The sequence below is a fragment of the Comamonas thiooxydans genome (genome assembly GCF_002157685.2).
GTDB lineage: Bacteria > Pseudomonadota > Gammaproteobacteria > Burkholderiales > Burkholderiaceae_C > Comamonas > Comamonas testosteroni_H.
Genome location: NZ_AP026738.1, coordinates 5,675,082 through 5,691,207, shown reverse-complemented (window position 1 = coordinate 5,691,207; position 16,126 = coordinate 5,675,082). Strand labels below are relative to the sequence as shown.

15 protein-coding genes are annotated in these 16,126 nt (G+C 64.8%); 7 read left to right on the top strand and 8 right to left on the bottom strand.

Annotation, left to right across the window (positions count from 1 at the left end; all coding sequences use genetic code 11):
• Nucleotides 1–187 precede the first annotated feature (187 nt).
• The gene (locus CTR2_RS26495; protein ID WP_087085723.1) at nt 188–1,774 is read left to right on the top strand and encodes an aldehyde dehydrogenase (NADP(+)); all 1,587 of its coding nucleotides are present in this window, start codon (nt 188–190) and stop codon (nt 1,772–1,774) included.
• 83 nt (nt 1,775–1,857) lie between these two features.
• On the opposite strand, the gene corA is transcribed toward CTR2_RS26495, so the two are convergent.
• The 4 genes from corA to tsaB all read right to left on the bottom strand — a co-directional run bounded on the left by corA (nt 1,858) and on the right by tsaB (nt 5,174).
• Nucleotides 1,858–2,844 (bottom strand): magnesium/cobalt transporter CorA, encoded by a 987-nt coding sequence (gene corA / locus CTR2_RS26490; RefSeq protein WP_004340359.1) that lies wholly within the window; start codon nt 2,842–2,844, stop codon nt 1,858–1,860.
• Nucleotides 2,845–3,056: 212 nt separating this feature from the next.
• Nucleotides 3,057–3,956 carry a uracil-DNA glycosylase family protein gene (locus CTR2_RS26485; RefSeq protein ID WP_087085724.1) on the bottom strand — a complete coding sequence of 300 codons (900 nt, stop codon included), beginning with the start codon at nt 3,954–3,956 and terminating at the stop codon, nt 3,057–3,059.
• Nucleotides 3,947–4,459, bottom strand: coding sequence for a ribosomal protein S18-alanine N-acetyltransferase (gene rimI / locus CTR2_RS26480; RefSeq protein ID WP_003060455.1), 513 nt, complete (start codon nt 4,457–4,459; stop codon nt 3,947–3,949). Before rimI ends, CTR2_RS26485 begins: the two co-directional genes overlap by 10 nt.
• Nucleotides 4,460–4,466: 7 nt before the next feature.
• A complete protein-coding gene (tsaB, locus tag CTR2_RS26475) occupies nt 4,467–5,174 on the bottom strand; it encodes a tRNA (adenosine(37)-N6)-threonylcarbamoyltransferase complex dimerization subunit type 1 TsaB (protein ID WP_087085798.1) in 708 nt (235 codons plus the stop codon).
• 163 nt (nt 5,175–5,337) lie between these two features.
• Between tsaB and dacB the strand changes: the two genes are divergently transcribed.
• From dacB to CTR2_RS26460, 3 genes are all read left to right on the top strand, one after another.
• Nucleotides 5,338–6,786, top strand: coding sequence for a D-alanyl-D-alanine carboxypeptidase/D-alanyl-D-alanine endopeptidase (dacB, locus tag CTR2_RS26470; protein ID WP_087085725.1), 1,449 nt, complete (start codon nt 5,338–5,340; stop codon nt 6,784–6,786).
• A gap of 227 nt (nt 6,787–7,013) precedes the next feature.
• On the top strand, nt 7,014–8,204 hold the full coding sequence (locus CTR2_RS26465; RefSeq protein WP_087085726.1) for an SGNH/GDSL hydrolase family protein: 1,191 nt from the start codon (nt 7,014–7,016) through the stop codon (nt 8,202–8,204).
• A gap of 33 nt (nt 8,205–8,237) precedes the next feature.
• Nucleotides 8,238–8,909: an OmpW/AlkL family protein gene (locus tag CTR2_RS26460; protein WP_087085727.1), complete on the top strand. Its 672-nt coding sequence runs from the start codon at nt 8,238–8,240 to the stop codon at nt 8,907–8,909.
• A 65-nt stretch (nt 8,910–8,974) separates the two neighbouring features.
• Here the strand turns inward: CTR2_RS26460 and CTR2_RS26455 are convergent, their stop codons facing one another.
• Nucleotides 8,975–9,919 carry a LysR substrate-binding domain-containing protein gene (locus CTR2_RS26455; protein WP_140401095.1) on the bottom strand — a complete coding sequence of 315 codons (945 nt, stop codon included), beginning with the start codon at nt 9,917–9,919 and terminating at the stop codon, nt 8,975–8,977.
• 162 nt (nt 9,920–10,081) lie between these two features.
• Between CTR2_RS26455 and CTR2_RS26450 the strand changes: the two genes are divergently transcribed.
• Genes CTR2_RS26450 through CTR2_RS26440 form a run of 3 tightly spaced genes read left to right on the top strand, consistent with a single transcriptional unit; the run spans nt 10,082 to nt 13,266 of the window.
• Complete coding sequence (locus tag CTR2_RS26450) at nt 10,082–10,840, top strand: SDR family oxidoreductase (RefSeq protein WP_087085729.1); 759 nt, start codon at nt 10,082–10,084, stop codon at nt 10,838–10,840.
• Nucleotides 10,837–12,270, top strand: a complete 1,434-nt coding sequence (locus CTR2_RS26445) for an NAD-dependent succinate-semialdehyde dehydrogenase (RefSeq protein WP_087085730.1) — start codon at nt 10,837–10,839, stop codon at nt 12,268–12,270. The genes CTR2_RS26450 and CTR2_RS26445 overlap by 4 nt, the downstream gene beginning before the upstream one ends.
• Nucleotides 12,271–12,300: 30 nt before the next feature.
• The gene (locus tag CTR2_RS26440) at nt 12,301–13,266 is read left to right on the top strand and encodes a Bug family tripartite tricarboxylate transporter substrate binding protein (RefSeq protein WP_087085731.1); all 966 of its coding nucleotides are present in this window, start codon (nt 12,301–12,303) and stop codon (nt 13,264–13,266) included.
• Between the two features lie 10 nt (nt 13,267–13,276).
• On the opposite strand, the gene CTR2_RS26435 is transcribed toward CTR2_RS26440, so the two are convergent.
• The 3 genes from CTR2_RS26435 to purE all read right to left on the bottom strand — a co-directional run bounded on the left by CTR2_RS26435 (nt 13,277) and on the right by purE (nt 16,116).
• On the bottom strand, nt 13,277–14,275 hold the full coding sequence (locus tag CTR2_RS26435; RefSeq protein ID WP_087085732.1) for an L-threonylcarbamoyladenylate synthase: 999 nt from the start codon (nt 14,273–14,275) through the stop codon (nt 13,277–13,279).
• A gap of 177 nt (nt 14,276–14,452) precedes the next feature.
• Nucleotides 14,453–15,625, bottom strand: a complete 1,173-nt coding sequence (locus CTR2_RS26430) for a 5-(carboxyamino)imidazole ribonucleotide synthase (RefSeq protein WP_087085733.1) — start codon at nt 15,623–15,625, stop codon at nt 14,453–14,455.
• Nucleotides 15,622–16,116 carry a 5-(carboxyamino)imidazole ribonucleotide mutase gene (gene purE, locus CTR2_RS26425; protein ID WP_003072555.1) on the bottom strand — a complete coding sequence of 165 codons (495 nt, stop codon included), beginning with the start codon at nt 16,114–16,116 and terminating at the stop codon, nt 15,622–15,624. Before purE ends, CTR2_RS26430 begins: the two co-directional genes overlap by 4 nt.
• Nucleotides 16,117–16,126: the final 10 nt, after the last annotated feature.

Genomic DNA, 16,126 nt, shown 5'->3' with positions numbered 1-16,126 from the left:
GCAAAGGTGCTTGTCAAGTTTGATGGAAAATTTTCTAAGGATAATTTAAATATATTAACAAGATACTTTATGATTTTCAAAGGCGCTCATATTCCTGACGAGATCGTGCGTTATCCAGGCGTTGCTTGCACTTCCTGGTCGGCTGGAGCTCTGCCATTCCGATCCATAAACACATTAGGAGACAAAGATGCAAATTACTGGCGAAATGCTTATAGGCGCTAGTTCGGTGCGCGGCACAGAAGGACAGCAGCAAGCGTTCGATCCCCGCATGGATCAATTCATCGCAACGCCAACGTTCGGTATGGGAGGGCAGGCCGAAGTGGACCGGGCAGCCCAGTTGGCGGCGCAGGCATTTGATCCCTACCGTCAGCTGTCGCTTGCCAGGCGTGCAGAATTTCTGGAGCAGATTGCCGACAACATCATGGCTTTGGGCGATGCCCTGATCGAGCGCGCCATGGCCGAAAGCGGCCTGCCGCTGGTGCGCCTGCAAGGCGAGCGTGGGCGCACGGTTGGACAGCTGCGGCTGTTTGCCAAGGTGGTGCGCGATGGCCGTTTTATGAGCCCAGCCATCGACCAGGCACAGCCCGAGCGCACACCGCTGCCACGAGCCGACCTGCGTCTGGCCAAGATGGCACTGGGCCCGGTGGCGGTGTTCGGTGCGAGCAATTTTCCGCTGGCGTTCTCGGTGGCAGGGGGCGATACAGCGTCGGCCTTGGCCGCCGGTGCCCCTGTGGTTGTCAAGGCCCACAGCGCCCATCTAGGCACTTCCGAAATGGTGGGTCGAGCGATTCAAAAAGCGGTCAGAGATCTGGGTTTGCCCGAAGGGGTGTTTTCCCTGCTGATGGGCGCCGGGCGCAAGCTGGGTGAAGCATTGGTAGCACATCCTGCCATCAAGGCCGTTGGTTTTACCGGATCGCGCCAGGGAGGGCTTGCGTTGATGCGCATCGCCAACGCACGCCCGGAGCCCATTCCCGTCTACGCGGAGATGAGCAGCATCAACCCGGTGTTTCTGATGCCGGCCGCCCTGGCCGCGCGTGCAGAGTCGATAGGGCGCGGTTTTGCCGATTCGCTGACGATGGGGGCGGGGCAGTTCTGCACCAATCCCGGGATGGTAGTGGTCATTGGCGACCGCAATGTGCAGCGCTTCATCGATGCCGCAAGCCAGGCGCTTGCCACCAAGCCGGCCCAGACTATGCTGACGCCTGGCATTCACCAGGCCTTTGGTGCCGGCGTTGCCAAGGTCGGTGGCGTGGAAGGTGTGGAGAAGGTTGCACAAGGGCAGCCTGCGGATGGACTGCACAATGCTGCGCAGGCCGCGCTGTATGTGACGGATGTGCAGCGCCTGTTGTCATCGCCTGTGCTGCAGGAGGAGCTGTTTGGCCCGGCCTCTATTGTCATTCGGGCCAAGAATTTCGATGAGGTTCTCCAACTGGCTGAGCAACTGGAGGGCCAGCTGACAGTGACGCTGCAGATCGATCCCGCAGACTATGCCGACGCGCAGCGCCTCATCCCCGTGCTGGAGCGCAAGGCGGGACGCATCTTGGCCAATGGTTTTCCGACCGGAGTCGAGGTATGCCACGCCATGGTGCATGGAGGTCCTTTCCCATCCACGTCCAACGCCATGTTCACTTCTGTGGGCGCCAGCGCAATTGACCGCTTTCTGCGCCCGGTGTGCTATCAGGATTTGCCGGATGTGCTGCTCCCAGCGGCAGTACAGCAAGCGAACCCACAGGGACTTGCCCGAGTGATCAATGGCGATCTAGAGGTGCGTTGACTGGTGGCAAGCGCGCTCTGCTGTTCCAAGGAGGGGCGCTTGCCTGTGTCGATGCGTGAGCGACCAACTGCGCCGGGAATGTGCTATTTCAACCAGCCGCGTTTGCGGAAGTACAGCATGGGGCCGACGGCGCTCAGAATCATCAGGGCGACCACGTAGCCGTAGCCGAATTCCCACTCCAGCTCGGGCATGAACCTGAAGTTCATGCCGTAGACGCTGGCAATCAGCGTGGGCGGCAGCAGAGCCACGCTGGCCACCGAGAAGATCTTGATGATCTTGTTCTGATTGATGTTGATGAAGCCGACCGTGGCGTCCATCAGGAAGTTGATCTTGTCGAACAGAAAGGCGGTGTGACTGTCCAGCGACTCGATGTCGCGCAGAATCTGGCGTGCCTCCTCGAACTGCTCGGCGTTGAGCATCTTGGAGCGCATCAGAAAGCTCACGGCGCGGCGCGTGTCCATGACGTTGCGGCGGATGCGGCCGTTCAAGTCTTCCTGGCGGGCAATGGCACCCAGCACTTCCTTGGCCATCTCGTCGGTCACATCGCCGGACAGCACCATCTTGCTGGCTTTTTCCAGGTCGTCGTAGATGCGCTCCAGCGTGTCGGCAGAGTACTCGGCATCGGCGTCAAACAGCTTGAGCAGAACGTCCTTGGCATCGTCGATCAAGCCGGGCGCACGGCGCGCTCGCATGCGCAGCAGGCGAAAGACAGGCACATCCTCGTCGTGGATGGAAAACAGCACGCCATGGCTGCGCAGCGCTGCGTTGTGCTGGTTGACGATGAAGGCCACGCGCACCGAGCGGGGGTCTTCGTCGTCGTCGATCAGAAAGTCGCTGCGGATATGCAGCTCGCCGTTGTCTTCTTCGTAAAAACGCGCCGATTCCTCGATGTCGTCGTCCATCGCATCCTCAGGGATGGACAGTTCATAGTGCTGCTTGATCCAGCGCTTTTCTTCGAGGGTTGGCGATTCGAGATCGACCCAGACGGGGCGAAAGCGTTCAAGGTCTGCCAGGGACTCGATTTCTTCCTGAACGAGTCGACCATTGGCTAGCGTAAAGATGTTGAGCATCAGCTCACTCCCGGTTGTTCTTGAGGTTCTGCAGGGATCAGGGCGCTTTCAACCCCCACAGTCTTCACCGGGAGCTGAAAGCTACCAACTAGGGTAGGTTTCCACGGATGTCTTTCAGTAATTCGAAGCCAGTGATTATGCTACGTTGCACTGCAGCATGTCGCGTGCAGCACAGTTGGGAGAGTGGGTAAGCGGGGCTTGTCGCCCGCCTGTCACAGCCCCTTGGTAAACGCGTCGGCCTGCACCAGATCGGCCCAGGCTCCGGCCTTGGCCTGCGGCGCACGCAGCAGATAGTTGGGGTCGTAGGTCACCACCGTGGGCACGCCCGCAATGTGGTGCGGTTCGGCCCGCAGCCGGCCCAGCGCATCATGGCGGCCCAGCACGGCGCGTGCACTGGCCAGGCCCAGAACCAGCACGCAGTCCGGGCGCAGCTCGCGCAGCAGCGTCTCCAGGGCGGGTTGCAGCGCCTGGGCATGGCTGAGGTCGGCATCGGGCGGCGCGCGGTGCAGGGCGGCGCTGAAGACGCGCGGTTTTTCCTGCAGTCCGAGGGCGCGCAGCATATTGTCCAGCAGCTTGGCGGCATCGCCCTGCAGCGCCGTCTGGGCGCTGTCGGCCGCAGGCCTTTGCGCCGGGCTCAGCAGGGGCGGATTGGCGGCAGGCTCCAGCAGGATCAGCCAGCCGCCTTGCTCGGCGCTTTGCACATGCTGCGGAGCATGGGGGTAGACCAGTTGGGCGGGACTGATGGTCCAGCCCAGGCCGGGTTCGCCGGCCGGGCCTGCGGCGGGTTGCTGCACAAACTGACGCGGCTCGTGCGCCCGGTGGCCGGACAGGTTCTGGGGCGGTGGGCCGGCGGGCCTGGCGGTCTGGGCGGGCGGCTGGGCCGGCGCTGCCTCGGCTGCGGGAGCGGCGGCCTGCGCCACAGGCGGGCTTACGGGGGCCGGCGGCGCCACGCGCATTACCGGTGCCGCGACGGACTCCGCGAGCGGTGATGGTGCGGCGGCGACGGCAGTGACAGCAGCAATTGCTGCGGGTTCCACGGGCTCGGGCAACCAGACGGTGATGCCCATGGCTTCCAGCATGGCCCGCTGGCGGGCATCCAGGTTCAGGGCCATAGTTTCAGACTCATGAGCACCGCATGTTCGCGCGGGCCGTTGGGGTTGGGATAGTAGTTCTTGCGCAGGCCGACTTCGGCAAAGCCGTGCCTGAGGTAGACCTCGCGGGCGCGGGCATTGCTTTCGCGCACTTCCAGCCAGATCCATTGGGCATTCTGCTGGCGCGACCACAAAGCCAGCGCATCGAGCAGCACGCGCGCCCAGCCCTGGCGCTGGCAGGCCGGGTTGACGGTGATATTGAGCAGATGCACTTCGTCCAGCGCCTGCATGGCGACAAAGTAGCCCAGCAACTGGTGATCTGCATCGACCAGCAGCTGTATCTGGTAGCCGGCCACCATGGCATCCTGGAAGTTGCCGCGCGTCCAGGGATGGACATAGGCCTGCTCCTCGATCGGGAGCAGGGTGTCGAGCCAGAGCGCGGACAGCGGCTCGAAATGCACCAGGGATGCAGCATCCTGGGTGCTGGCGTCGGTGGCGAGTGTGGAGCTGCTGGGCAAGGTCATGAGGTGCTTATCGGGAGGCGGCGTCGGAGGCAGCAGCAGCGGCGGCCTTCTCGGCTTCGCGCTCGGCCGTGGTTTTTGCCACTTTATCGCGGATATAGCGCGGCAGCGCCTCTTCGGCCGGTACCGCGCAGCCTTTTGCCAACAGTGCCGGTGCCAGGCGCAGCATGGCCGTGGCAGTGGGCATGGCGTGCACATGGCGCGCGGCGGGTGCCAGCAGCTCGGGGTAGACGGGCTGGGCATTGCCCGCCACGGCATGGCCGGCTGCAGCCTGCAGAGCCTCGGGGGCGCAGAGGCCGAAGTCCTCGGGCTCGATCCACTGGCCGTCCACATAGCGGAAGGCTGCGTGATAGACCTCGTGCATGCGCGCGTCAAGCACGGCCTCGACCTCGGTGCAGCCATGCAGATGACGGGCCTCTTCGGCCACGGTGAGCAGCGAGTCCACGGGCAGCACGGGAACCTTGGCGGCAAACGCCAGACCCTGGGTGATGGCGCAGGCCGTGCGCAGGCCTGTGAAGGAGCCGGGACCGCGCCCGAAGGCAATGGCGTCCAGCTGCGCAAAGCCCAGCCCCGCCTCCTTCATGAGCTGGCGGATGGCCGGCAGCAACTGCGCCGACGACTGCTGCGCGCCCGGCCCGCTGTGCTGCCAGATGGCATCGCCACGCTGGACGGCAACAAACAAGGTATCGGTACTGGTGTCGATGGCGAGAAGATTCATGTTCGGCGGGGCGTCAGCCGCAGGCGGGCTGGAGCGCAATACAGGCTGCACTGGGCTGCAGGAGAGGGCAGCATAGCCCTGCATTATCGGACGCCCGCCGCCAGCTTGCCGCAGACGCTGCCAATGCCCGGCATGGGTGAAGCCCGGCGTAGACTCTGGCCCCATGCTGCAGACCCCCTTCTTTCTTCGCAAGACCCTGAGCGCACTGGGCGCATCGTTGCTGGCGCTGCTGGCCCAGCCCTCGCTGGCGCAGTCCCTGCCTGCCGATACCCGCATTCCCTCCGCCGTGGACGCGGCGCTGCAACGCGCCAAGATTCCGCGCGATGCCGTATCGCTGCTGGTGATGAATGTGGATGGCAGATCGCCACCGAACCTGGCCTGGCGCACGCACCAGGCCATGAATCCGGCCTCGGTCATGAAGCTGGTCACCACTTATGCGGCGCTCGACCAGCTGGGCCCGGCCTATGTTTGGCGCACGCCCGTCTACCTGGGCGGCCCGGTGGTCGATGGCGCCTTGCGCGGCAATCTCTACATCCAGGGCCAGGGCGACCCCAAGCTGGTGCTGGAGCGCCTGTGGCTGATGCTGCGCCGCCTGCAAGGCATGGGCATCAAGGTCATCGTGGGCGATATCGTGCTGGACCGCAGCGCCTTTCAGCTGCCCGCGCATGATGCGGCGGTCTTCGACAACGAGCCCTGGAGGCCCTACAACGCCTCGCCCGATGCGCTGCTGATCAACTACAAGGCCGTGGCTTTGAATATTGCTCCTGATACAGGAGCTGGTGTCGCTCGTATTCAATACGATCCACCGATGTTTGGCATGGAAAATCAGCAAACAGTGGCGCTGGCAGCTCCTACTTCTGATTGCGGCGACTGGCGCAGCAAGATGCAGCTGGACATGAACAATCCGCAGCGCATCGCCTTCAACGGCAGCTATCCGGCAAGCTGCGGCGACAAGAGCTGGTCCATCGCACCGGCGCAGCCCGAGCGCTTTGCGGCCAAGGCCATAGAAGGCATGTGGCGCGAGGTGGGCGGCAAGCTCACCGGCGCCGTGCGCGACGGCAGCGTGCCCCAGGGGCTGCAGCCGGCGTTCCAGCTGGAGTCTCCGGCGCTGTCCGAAGTGGTGCGCGACATCAACAAATACAGCAACAACATCATGGCCCAGCATGTGCTGCTCACCCTGGGCATGCAGCGCACCGGCGTGGCCAGCTTCGACTCCGCAAGGCAGTCGCTGGCCCAGTGGTGGGCCGCGCGCTGGGGCAATGCCGAGCAGCCCGTGGTGGACAACGGCGCAGGCCTGAGCCGCAATGCCAGCATCACGGCCAGCGGCCTCGGGCAGATGCTGCAGAACGCCTGGGTCTCGCCCGTGATGCCGGAGTTCGTCTCCTCCATGCCCATCGTCGGCGTGGACGGCACGCTGCGCCGCAGCAAGAGCCGCTTTGCGGGCGCGGCCCACCTCAAGACCGGCAGCCTGCGCGACTCGGCGGCACTGGCCGGCTATGTCGACGGTGCCAGCGGCCAGCGCTATGTGCTGGTGGCCATGGCCAACCATGCCAATGCGGCCGCGGCGCGCACGGCCTGGGATGCGCTGGTGGACTGGACGGCGGCCCAGTAGCCGCTCCAGTAGCCGCCCGCTGCATCGCTGCTCTTTGCGCCTCGAAAAACCGGACCCTGGTCCGGTTTTTTATTGCGTGACAGCCTGATGACCAGGTTAGTGAGCGTTGGATTTTTGCCCGACCATCGGTAATTGCCCGATAACAACGCGGGGATGAGTGTCGCTAGGATGACGCTGAGGAAAAAAGCACGACCGTGCGATTCACAACACCTCAGGAGAACATCATCTTGGCAAGCAAACTCAAACTCTTGGCGGCTGCAATGGCAACGGTGGGCCTGCTGGCGGCCTGCGGCGGAGGAGGCGGTGCCGATACCACCCCCAAGGCCAAGGTCACCTCGGTCAAGGTCATGGGCGACAGCCTCTCGGACAGCGGCACCTTCGGCTACAAGTTCACCGTGCAGGGCAACGATCCGACGACCGGCAAGCCCTATCTGGTCTGGCCCGAGCGCATTGCCGATCTCTACAGCACCTCGCTGTGCGCGCACTACAAGCCCACCAGCCAGACCACGTTTGTGACCGCCAATGCCGGCTGCACCAACTACGCCATCGGCGGTGCGCAGATCAACTATGTCGATGACTCCGGCCAGGTGGTGAACTCGCCCATCTCCGTGTTGCAGCAGATCAAGGATGCGGGCGCGGCCGGTGTTTCCGCCAACGACCTGATCCTCATCGATGGCGGCGCCAATGACGCGGCCGCGCTGATCACGGCCGTGCTGACCTATCAGTCGGCAGCCGGAACCTATGCCGTGACGGGTTCGCCTGCCGATGGCGCCAAGGCGCTGGCGGCGCAGAAGTATTTGCAGGCCTTCCTGGCTTCCAAGATCGATACGGCAACGCTGACGGCGCTGCTGTCCCAGGGCTCGGACGGCATCGTCAAGGCCGGCGGCCTGTACATGCAGACGCTGGCCCAGAACCTGGCGGCCAGCATGCAGACGGATCTGCTGGCCAAGGGCGCCACGCGCATCGCCGTGCTGAACATCCCGGCCATCCAGATGACCCCCAAGTTCACCACCGTGCTGGCCCAGATCGCCCAGGCCCAGGGCACGGCCGCCTCCAAGCAGGCCGAAGCCCTGCTGGACGGCTGGGTGAGCGCGTTCAACGCCACCCTGAAGACCGCAGCAGGCAATGACAGCCGCATTGCCGTGGTGGATTTCTATACCGAGTTCAAGAGCCAGATCTCCAACCCTGCGGCCTACAACTTCACCAATGCCACGGTGGCGGCCTGCTCCAAGATCGGTACCGACGAGCTGTCCGCCTGCAGCGCCGACAAGCTGGCTGCCAACATTCCTCAGGGCGAAACCAGCCCCGACTGGTGGAAGAGCTATGTCTTCGCCAACAGCTTCCACCCCACCCCTTACGGCTACCAGCAGATGGGTCAGCTGGTGTCGCGTTCGCTGGCACAGGCCGGCTGGCTCTAAGCCCATCCGCAGCAAGAATCAGGAGAGATAACAATGAAGAAACATATGCGGATTTCTGCCGCCGTTCTGGCCCTGACGGCCTGCGGTCTGGCCAGTGCCCAATCGGCCGGAAGCTGGATGGCGCGCGTGGGCGTGACCCATCTGTCGCCTGATGTGAGCAGCGGCAATCTGTCGGCACCATCCTTTCCCAACACCAAGGTCGACGCGGGCAGCAACACCCAGCTGGGTGGCGGCATCACCTATATGGTGACCGACAATCTGGCGCTGGACGTGCCTCTGGCCACGCCCTTCAAGCATGACCTGTCGGGAGCCGGCGCCATTGCCGGCGTGGGCAAGTTGGGCAGCACCAAGGCGGTACCGGCGACGCTGATGCTGCAGTACCGCTTCAACGAGGCCAAGGCCGCGTTTCGCCCCTATGTGGGAGCCGGCGTGACCTATGCCCATTTCTATGGCGAAAAGACCACGGCCACGCTCAACGGTCTGAGCGGCGGCACACTGGCCAATCCGACCACGGCCGAGCTCGATGACAAATTCGGTGCACTGGCCCAGCTGGGTTTTGTCTACCAGTTCAACGAGCGCTGGTTTGTGGATGCCTCCTACTCCAAGAGCTTTCTGAAGACCAAGATCCACCTGTCTTCGGGCCAGAGCATCAGCGTCAGGCTCAATCCCGATGTGTTTGCGTTGGCGGTGGGCTATCGCTTCTGAAGTGCTGAAATGCACCCATGAAAAAGTCCGGGCCTGGCCCGGACTTTTTGTGAAAGTCGCAGGGTTCAGGCAGGGCCACCCACATGGGCCGCACCGGCGGGAGCCTGCGCCTTCAGGCGCTGGAGCGCGTAGTGCTGGACCCAGGCGATCAGCTGCCGGGCCGCCGGCGTCAGCGGCATATCGTGGCGCTGCACGCTGCAGATCACGGGGCGGGGCAGGGCGTCCTCGATGGGGACCACGCACAACTGCTCCCTGGCGGCGCAGTTGTCGAACAGGATGCTGGGCATAGTGGTCATCCAGCCGTCCGAAGCCGCGATCACCGCGGGCAGGGCAAGAAAGGATTCGCACAGCAGGCGTATGCGGGGCGCGGGCAGGCCGGCCTGCGCGAATGCCTCTTCGATCAGCGCCCCCGGTCCGCCCGCAGGGCTGGACAGCACCCATTCACATGCGTGCAGCTGTGCCAGGCTGCGCGCCTGGGCCAGAGGGTGGCTGCGCTGGGCCACGATGACTACATGGCTTTCGTACAGGGGCTCGGCCACCAGGTCCGGCTCCAGATGCATTCTGTGCACCGGCGTGAGGGCCACGTCCAGCGTACCGTCCCTGAGCAGGGGCGTGATGCCGGGATACAGCCCGTCGCGGCATTCCACGGTCACCTGCGGATACTGTTGGGCGAACTGATGCAGGGCCTGGGGCAGCAGGCCCAGGCCGATGGCCGGGGATACGGCCATTCTGATGGTGCCGCTCCAGTGGCCGCGCAGCTGTGCCACCTCCTCGTTGGCGCGCTGGGCCTGGGCGACGATGAGCTTGGCGTGCTGGAGCAGGGCCCTGCCGAACGGCGTGAACGTCGCGCCCTGCTTGGAGCGCAGCAGCAGCGGCGCCTCGAGCTCCGACTCCAACTGCTGGATGGCAGCCGTCAGCGCAGGCTGCGAAACATGCATCTTCTGCGCCGCGGCGCGAATGCTGCCGTGTGCCTCGATGAGGATCAGGGCCTGGAGTGTGGAGAGCTTCATCGGGTTGTTACGGATATCGGCAAAGCTGATCAAAGCTGTGAAAAACTGAATTTCCCAGAACAGGCGGCACGGCCATTATGCCCATCAATGGCTTGCCGTCCAGGCGCGGCGCATCGTCGGGATGGAGTCAGGAAAACGTCTTTCTCTCTTCCATGAGGCTCTATGAAATTTCAGCACAAAACAGTGATTGTCACGGGGGCGGCCTCGGGGTTTGGCGCAGCGATCGCATGCCGCATGGCGCAGGAGGGCGCCCGCGTCATGGTGGCCGATCTGAACGTCCAGGGGGCCGAGCAGATGTCCGAGCAACTGCGCGCCGCGGGCTGGCAGGCCGCCAGCTTCGGCGTCGATGTGGCCTCCCACCAGGGCTTCGAGCAACTGGTCGAGCACACGCGCACGCTCTGGGGCGGCCTGGACATCCTAGTGAACAATGCCGGTACCACGCACAGGAACAAGCCTGCGCTGGAGGTGACCGAGGACGAGTTTGACCGCGTCTACGGCGTCAATGTCAAAAGCCTGTTCTGGGCCGCGCATGCGGTGCTGCCGCATTTCACCGCGCAGGGCGGGGGCAGCATCGTCAACGTGGCATCGACGACCGGCGTGCGGCCGGGGCCGGGCCTGGTCTGGTACAGCGGCAGCAAGGCCGCGATGATCAACCTCACCAAAGGCCTGGCACTGGAATTCGCCAGGGCCGGCGTGCGCATCAATGCCGTCAATCCCATGATCGGTGAAACCGCCATGCTGGGGGACTTCATGGGCATGGAGGATACGCCCGCCAACCGCGAAAGATTCCTGCAGCGCATTCCGCTGGGGCGCTTCACGCAGCCTGCGGACGTGGCCAGTGCGGTCTGCTTTCTGGCCGGGGACGAGGCCAGCTATCTGACCGGCGTGTGCTTGGATGTGGATGGGGGGCGCAATATATGAGCAAGCGTGTTTACACGGCACCGCAGCTCTTGATTGCCGGTCGGTGGCGCGATGGCCGGCATGCGTCGGCGCATGAGGTGGTCGATCCGGCGACGGCACAGGTCATCGCCCATCTGGGCCTGGCCAGTGCGCAGGACATGGAGCTGGCCCTGGCGGCTGCCGAAACGGGGTTTGCCAGGTGGCGGGAAGTGCCGGCGCAGGAGCGCTGCGCGCGCCTGGAGCGCGGCGTGGCGCGCATGCGCGAACGGCAGGAGGCGATCGCCTGCCTGCTGACGATGGAGCAGGGCAAACCGCTGGCCGAGGCCCGGGCCGAATTGGCCATGGCCGCCGACCTGATTCAGTGGTACGCGCAGGAGGCCAGGCGCATCCACGGCCGCGTGATTGCGGCGCGCCAGCCGGACAGCCGCATGAGCGTGCTCAAGCAGCCCGTAGGGCCGGTGGCAGCCTTCGCGCCCTGGAATTTCCCGCTGGTGCTGTCGGCGCGCAAGATCGGCGGGGCGCTGGCCGCCGGTTGTTCCATCGTGCTCAAGGGCGCCGAGGAGACGCCTGCTAGCGTGGCAGCCATGGTGGCCTGCTTCGAGCCCGAGCTGCCCGAAGGGGCGCTGCAATTATTGTTTGGCGTGCCTGCCGAGGTGTCCGCGCAGTTGATCGCCTCCGATGTCATCCGCAAGGTCAGCTTCACCGGCTCGGTGCCGGTGGGACGGCAACTGGCGCAACTCGCGGCCGTCCATCTCAAGCGCATCACCCTGGAGCTAGGCGGCCACGCGCCGGTGATCATCTGCCGCGATGCGGATCTGGAGCGGGCCGCGCGCTTGATGGCCATGCACAAGTTCCGCAATGCCGGACAGGCTTGTCTGGCCCCTACGCGCTTTTATGTGGAGCGGCCGGTTTACGGCGATTTTCTCGACGCCTTCGCCAGTGAGGCCCGCAAGCTGGTGCTGGGGCCGGGGCTGGACGCGACCACCCAGATGGGGCCTTTGGCTAACGGGCGCCGCCGGGATGCGGTACGGCAACTGGTGGCGCAGAGCGTGGCGGCGGGCGCGCAAGCGATGGTGGGCGAGGTGCCGGAGGGCGGCTTTTTTGCGCCCGTCAGCATCTTGACGAATGTGCAGGAGCATTCGCCAGTCCTGGAGCAGGAGCCCTTCGGTCCCGTGGCTGTGGTGGTGCCGGTGGACGGGCTGGAGCAGGCCATTGCGCTTGCCAACCGCTCGCGCTACGGCCTGGCGGGCTATCTGTTCACCGATTCTGCGCGGGCCGTGCACCGGGTCTCCGAGCGGCTCGAAGTCGGCAGCCTGGCGATCAACAACATGGCGGTTTCCGTGCCCGAGGCCCCTTTTGGCGGCGTCAAGGACAGCGGCTACGGCAGTGAGTCCGGCATCGAAGGGATTGATGCCTTTCTGGATACCAAGTTCACGCATTACTGCGCCTAGCAGCAACCCGAATCTGTAGGAGACAACACCATGAACCGTCGCTTTCTCTTGGCTGCCCTGACGGCGGCCGCCGCCGGACCGGGCCTGGTTGGCCAGGTCCATGCAGAGCAACCGCTGCGCATCCTCGTGGGCTTTCCCGCTGGCGTCGCGGTCGATGTGGTGGCGCGCATCGTCGCGGAGAAGATGAAGGACGAGCTCAAGCGCCCCGTCATCATCGAGAACCGGCCCGGAGCCAGCGGCCGGCTGGCGGCCGATCTGCTCAAGAATGCAGCCCCGGACGGCAATACGGCGATGGTCGCGCCGGTCGTGGTCCCGGTGCTGGCGCCCATGGTCTACCAAAAGCTGAGCTACAACGCCAAAACCGACTTTGTGCCGGTGGGCAAGGTCTGTGATTTCGGCTTTGCGCTGGCGGTACCGGCGAACAGCCCGGTGAACAATCTCAAGGAATATGCGGCCTGGATCAAGGCCAATCCGCAGCAGGCCAATTTCGGCTCGCCGGCGGCCGGTAGCTTGCCCCATTTCTTCGGCGTGATGATAGGCAGCGCCATGGAAGTGGAGATGGTGCATGTGGCCTTCAATGGCGGTGCTGCGTTGCAGTCGGCCGTGCTCGGGGGTCATGTCCCAGCGGGCATCGATGTGCTCATGGAATGGCAGCAGAACCTCAAGGCCCGCAAGGTCAAGGTACTGGCCACTTCGGGCAGCGAGCGCAGCAAGATCATGCCCGAGGTGCCGACCTTCAAGGAGCAAGGCTTCCTCGATGCCGTGGGCCAAGGGTGGTTTGCCATGTATGCCCCGGCCAAGACCTCCGAGGCATCGGTGGAGAAGCTCAACCGCGCGCTGAACAAGGCGTTGGCTACGTCGGAGGTGCGCGAGCACTTTGCCACCTTGGGACTGGAGCCCACCGCGGGCTCACCCGCGGATTTGCAAAAGGCCATGGACGATGACGCCAGGCTTTGGGGCGCGGCCGTCAGGAAATCGGGGTTCAAGCCCGACTGATCTTGCGCCTTCAGCCCGCAGCCGCTGCACGCTGCAGGCGGTCGCGCACGCCTTCCCAGTCGGCAGTGTCGGGCGGGGTTTCGATCCAGATCAGCTTGGCGCCCCAGTCATCGAAATTGCGCAGCATGCCAAACAGCTCACGGGCCACGTCGCGCGGCTCGTCGGACATGCGGCGCAGCAGCAGCTGGGTCGTTGTGACATTGAGGGGGCTGCGGTGATAGATGGCAATATTCCTGCCATCCCGGCCCAGGATGTCCAGCGCCGATTGCAGCTGCCTGGCATCCATGAGTCGTACCTTGGCGTTGGGCGCGTAATGCGCCAAAAGCGTTCCCGATGCACGCGGAGTATCCGCAGTCAGCTCTTCTTTCGAGAGCGGTCGCAGGCCGCAGGCACGTTCGATATCGTCGCGCGTGACGGCGCCGGGGCGCAGCAGCACGGGCACGCCACGCGTGCAGTCGACGATTGTGGATTCAATGCCCACTTCGCAGGCACCGCCATCGAGCACCAGCAGTTCCTCGCCAAACTCGGTGGCCACATGCTCGGCCGTGGTGGGACTGACGCGGCCGAACTTGTTGGCGCTGGGGGCCGAGACGCCCCAGACCGGCGGATCGAGCTGCTGGCAGGCCTTGAGCACCGCATGGGCCACGGGGTGCGAGGGGCAGCGCAGACCCACGCTGTCCTGGCCGCCGGTCGATGCCTTGGCGGCATGCGGCAGGCGCGGCAGGATCAGGGTCAGCGGGCCGGGCCAGAATGCGTCGATCAGTTGCTGGGCAAAGACCGGCACTTCCCTGGCATAGCGGGTGATGGCGGCGGCGTCGGCCACATGCACGATCAGCGGATGGTTGGCCGGGCGGCCCTTGGCGGCAAAGATCTGCGCCACGGCCGCATCGTTGTCGCTGTCCGCAGCCAGGCCGTAGACCGTCTCGGTGGGCAGGCCCAGCAGCCGGCCTTGCTGCAGGGCGAGCGCAGCGGCTTGCACCGAGGCATCCAGCGTTCCATCCAAGATCATTTCAATTCCTCTTTCATGCACTGCGCCGCCGTATGTGCGGTGCTTTTGCGCTTGCAGAGCATCAGCGAAGGACGCCGAGCAAGGGCCGCCCCGCAGCGAGGGCGTTGTCCCCCTCCCGCGTAGCGAGAGAGGGGGAAGCGGCGGGGCCGCCTAGGCAAAGCCGCTCAGGGGGGGTTGTCAGAACGCAGCAATGCCGAGGATCTCGGCCGCCTTCAAAGCGGTTTCACGCGCTTTTTCGGGGCTGGCAGCGGTGATGTTCAGGTGGCCCATCTTGCGGGCCGGCTTGGCATCGACCTTGCCATACAAATGCAGGTGGGCGCCCGGCAGTGCCAGGACCTGATCCCAGGCCGGAGCCTGTGCACTGTCGCCGTCCTTGAACCACAGATCGCCCAGCAGGTTGAGCATGACGGTGGCGCTGTGCTGGCGCGGCTGCACCAGGGGCAGATTGGTCATGCAGCGCACTTGCAGCTCGAACTGCGACACATCCATCGCGTTCTGGCTGTAGTGGCCGCTGTTGTGCGGACGCGGGGCGATCTCGTTGACCACCAGCTGGCCGTTGTCCAGCACAAAGAATTCCACGCAGAGCACGCCCACGTAATCGAGGCCGATAGCTACGGATTTCGCAGCGGCTATCGCTTGCTCTGCGTGCGCTGCGGGCACGTTTCCTTCGTAGACCTCGGTCACGGCCAGAATGCCGTCGCGATGCAGATTGCGCTGCACGGGCAGGTTGACGATGTCGCCATTGCGGCCGCGGGCCACGATGACCGAGCACTCATGCGCCAGCGGCAGCATTTTTTCGAGCACGCAGGCCACCTGCTTGAGCTCGTCCCAGGCCTTGATCAGCTCGTCGCGGGTCTTGACGCGGACCTGGCCCTTGCCGTCATAGCCCATGCGCGCGGTCTTGAGGATGCCGGGCAGCAGCGCGTCGTTGACGGCCGCCAGCTGCTCGACCGTCTCGATCACGGCATAGGGGGCGCAGGGCACGCCGCACTTCACGAAGTGGGCTTTTTCGGCGGCTCGGTCCTGGGCGATCGCCACGGCGGAGCCGGCGGGCGACACGGGCAGGCTCTCGGCCAGCTTGTTCAGCGAGCCGGCGGGCACGTTTTCGAATTCGGTGGTCACGGCCGCGCAGAGTCTGGCCAGCTCGGCCAGGCCCTGGGCGTCTTCGTAGCCGGTGCGCACATGCTGGTGGCTGACCAGACCGGCGGGGCTGGTCTCGTCCTTGTCCAGCACGGCAGTGAAATAACCCATGGCCTGTGCGGCATGGGCAAACATGCGGCCCAGCTGACCGCCGCCCAGCACGCCGAGCGTCGCACCCGGCAGTATCACTTGCGTGTCGTGGGCGCTCATGCGTTCACCGGCAGGGTCATGTTGCGGGCCGCTTCAGTCTGCTCGGCGCGGAAGGCTTCGAGCTTTTTGCGCAGCTCGGCATCCTCGTTGGCCAGCAGGGCCACGGCAAACAGGGCCGCATTGGCAGCACCGGCATTGCCGATGGCAAAGGTGGCCACGGGCACGCCCTTGGGCATCTGCACGATGGAATGCAGCGAATCCACACCCTGCAGGTGACGGCTGGCCACGGGCACGCCCAGCACCGGCACGGTGGTCTTGGCGGCAATCATGCCGGGCAGGTGGGCAGCACCGCCGGCGCCGGCGATGATGGCCTTGAGGCCACGGTCGGCTGCGGCTTCGGCAAAGCGGAACATGTCGTCCGGCATGCGGTGGGCCGATACGACCTGTGCTTCAAAAGCGATACCGAATTGCTGGAGGATGGCAACTGCGTGTTGCATGGTGTCCCAGTCGCTGCTGGAACCCATGACCACGCCAACTTGGATGGGGTTCATGTTCTTCAGG

Bases quoted from the DNA above. Each gene is read 5' to 3' on its own strand.
- CTR2_RS26495 (WP_087085723.1), top strand. From the start codon at position 188: ATGCAAATTACTGGCGAAATGCTTATAGGCGCTAGTTCGGTGCGCGGC.
- corA (WP_004340359.1), bottom strand. From the start codon at position 2,844: ATGCTCAACATCTTTACGCTAGCCAATGGTCGACTCGTTCAGGAAGAA.
- CTR2_RS26485 (WP_087085724.1), bottom strand. From the start codon at position 3,956: ATGGCCCTGAACCTGGATGCCCGCCAGCGGGCCATGCTGGAAGCCATG.
- rimI (WP_003060455.1), bottom strand. From the start codon at position 4,459: ATGACCTTGCCCAGCAGCTCCACACTCGCCACCGACGCCAGCACCCAG.
- tsaB (WP_087085798.1), bottom strand. From the start codon at position 5,174: ATGAATCTTCTCGCCATCGACACCAGTACCGATACCTTGTTTGTTGCC.
- dacB (WP_087085725.1), top strand. From the start codon at position 5,338: ATGCTGCAGACCCCCTTCTTTCTTCGCAAGACCCTGAGCGCACTGGGC.
- CTR2_RS26460 (WP_087085727.1), top strand. From the start codon at position 8,238: ATGAAGAAACATATGCGGATTTCTGCCGCCGTTCTGGCCCTGACGGCC.
- CTR2_RS26455 (WP_140401095.1), bottom strand. From the start codon at position 9,919: ATGAAGCTCTCCACACTCCAGGCCCTGATCCTCATCGAGGCACACGGC.
- CTR2_RS26450 (WP_087085729.1), top strand. From the start codon at position 10,082: ATGAAATTTCAGCACAAAACAGTGATTGTCACGGGGGCGGCCTCGGGG.
- CTR2_RS26445 (WP_087085730.1), top strand. From the start codon at position 10,837: ATGAGCAAGCGTGTTTACACGGCACCGCAGCTCTTGATTGCCGGTCGG.
- CTR2_RS26440 (WP_087085731.1), top strand. From the start codon at position 12,301: ATGAACCGTCGCTTTCTCTTGGCTGCCCTGACGGCGGCCGCCGCCGGA.
- CTR2_RS26435 (WP_087085732.1), bottom strand. From the start codon at position 14,275: ATGATCTTGGATGGAACGCTGGATGCCTCGGTGCAAGCCGCTGCGCTC.
- CTR2_RS26430 (WP_087085733.1), bottom strand. From the start codon at position 15,625: ATGAGCGCCCACGACACGCAAGTGATACTGCCGGGTGCGACGCTCGGC.
- purE (WP_003072555.1), bottom strand. From the start codon at position 16,116: ATGAACCCCATCCAAGTTGGCGTGGTCATGGGTTCCAGCAGCGACTGG.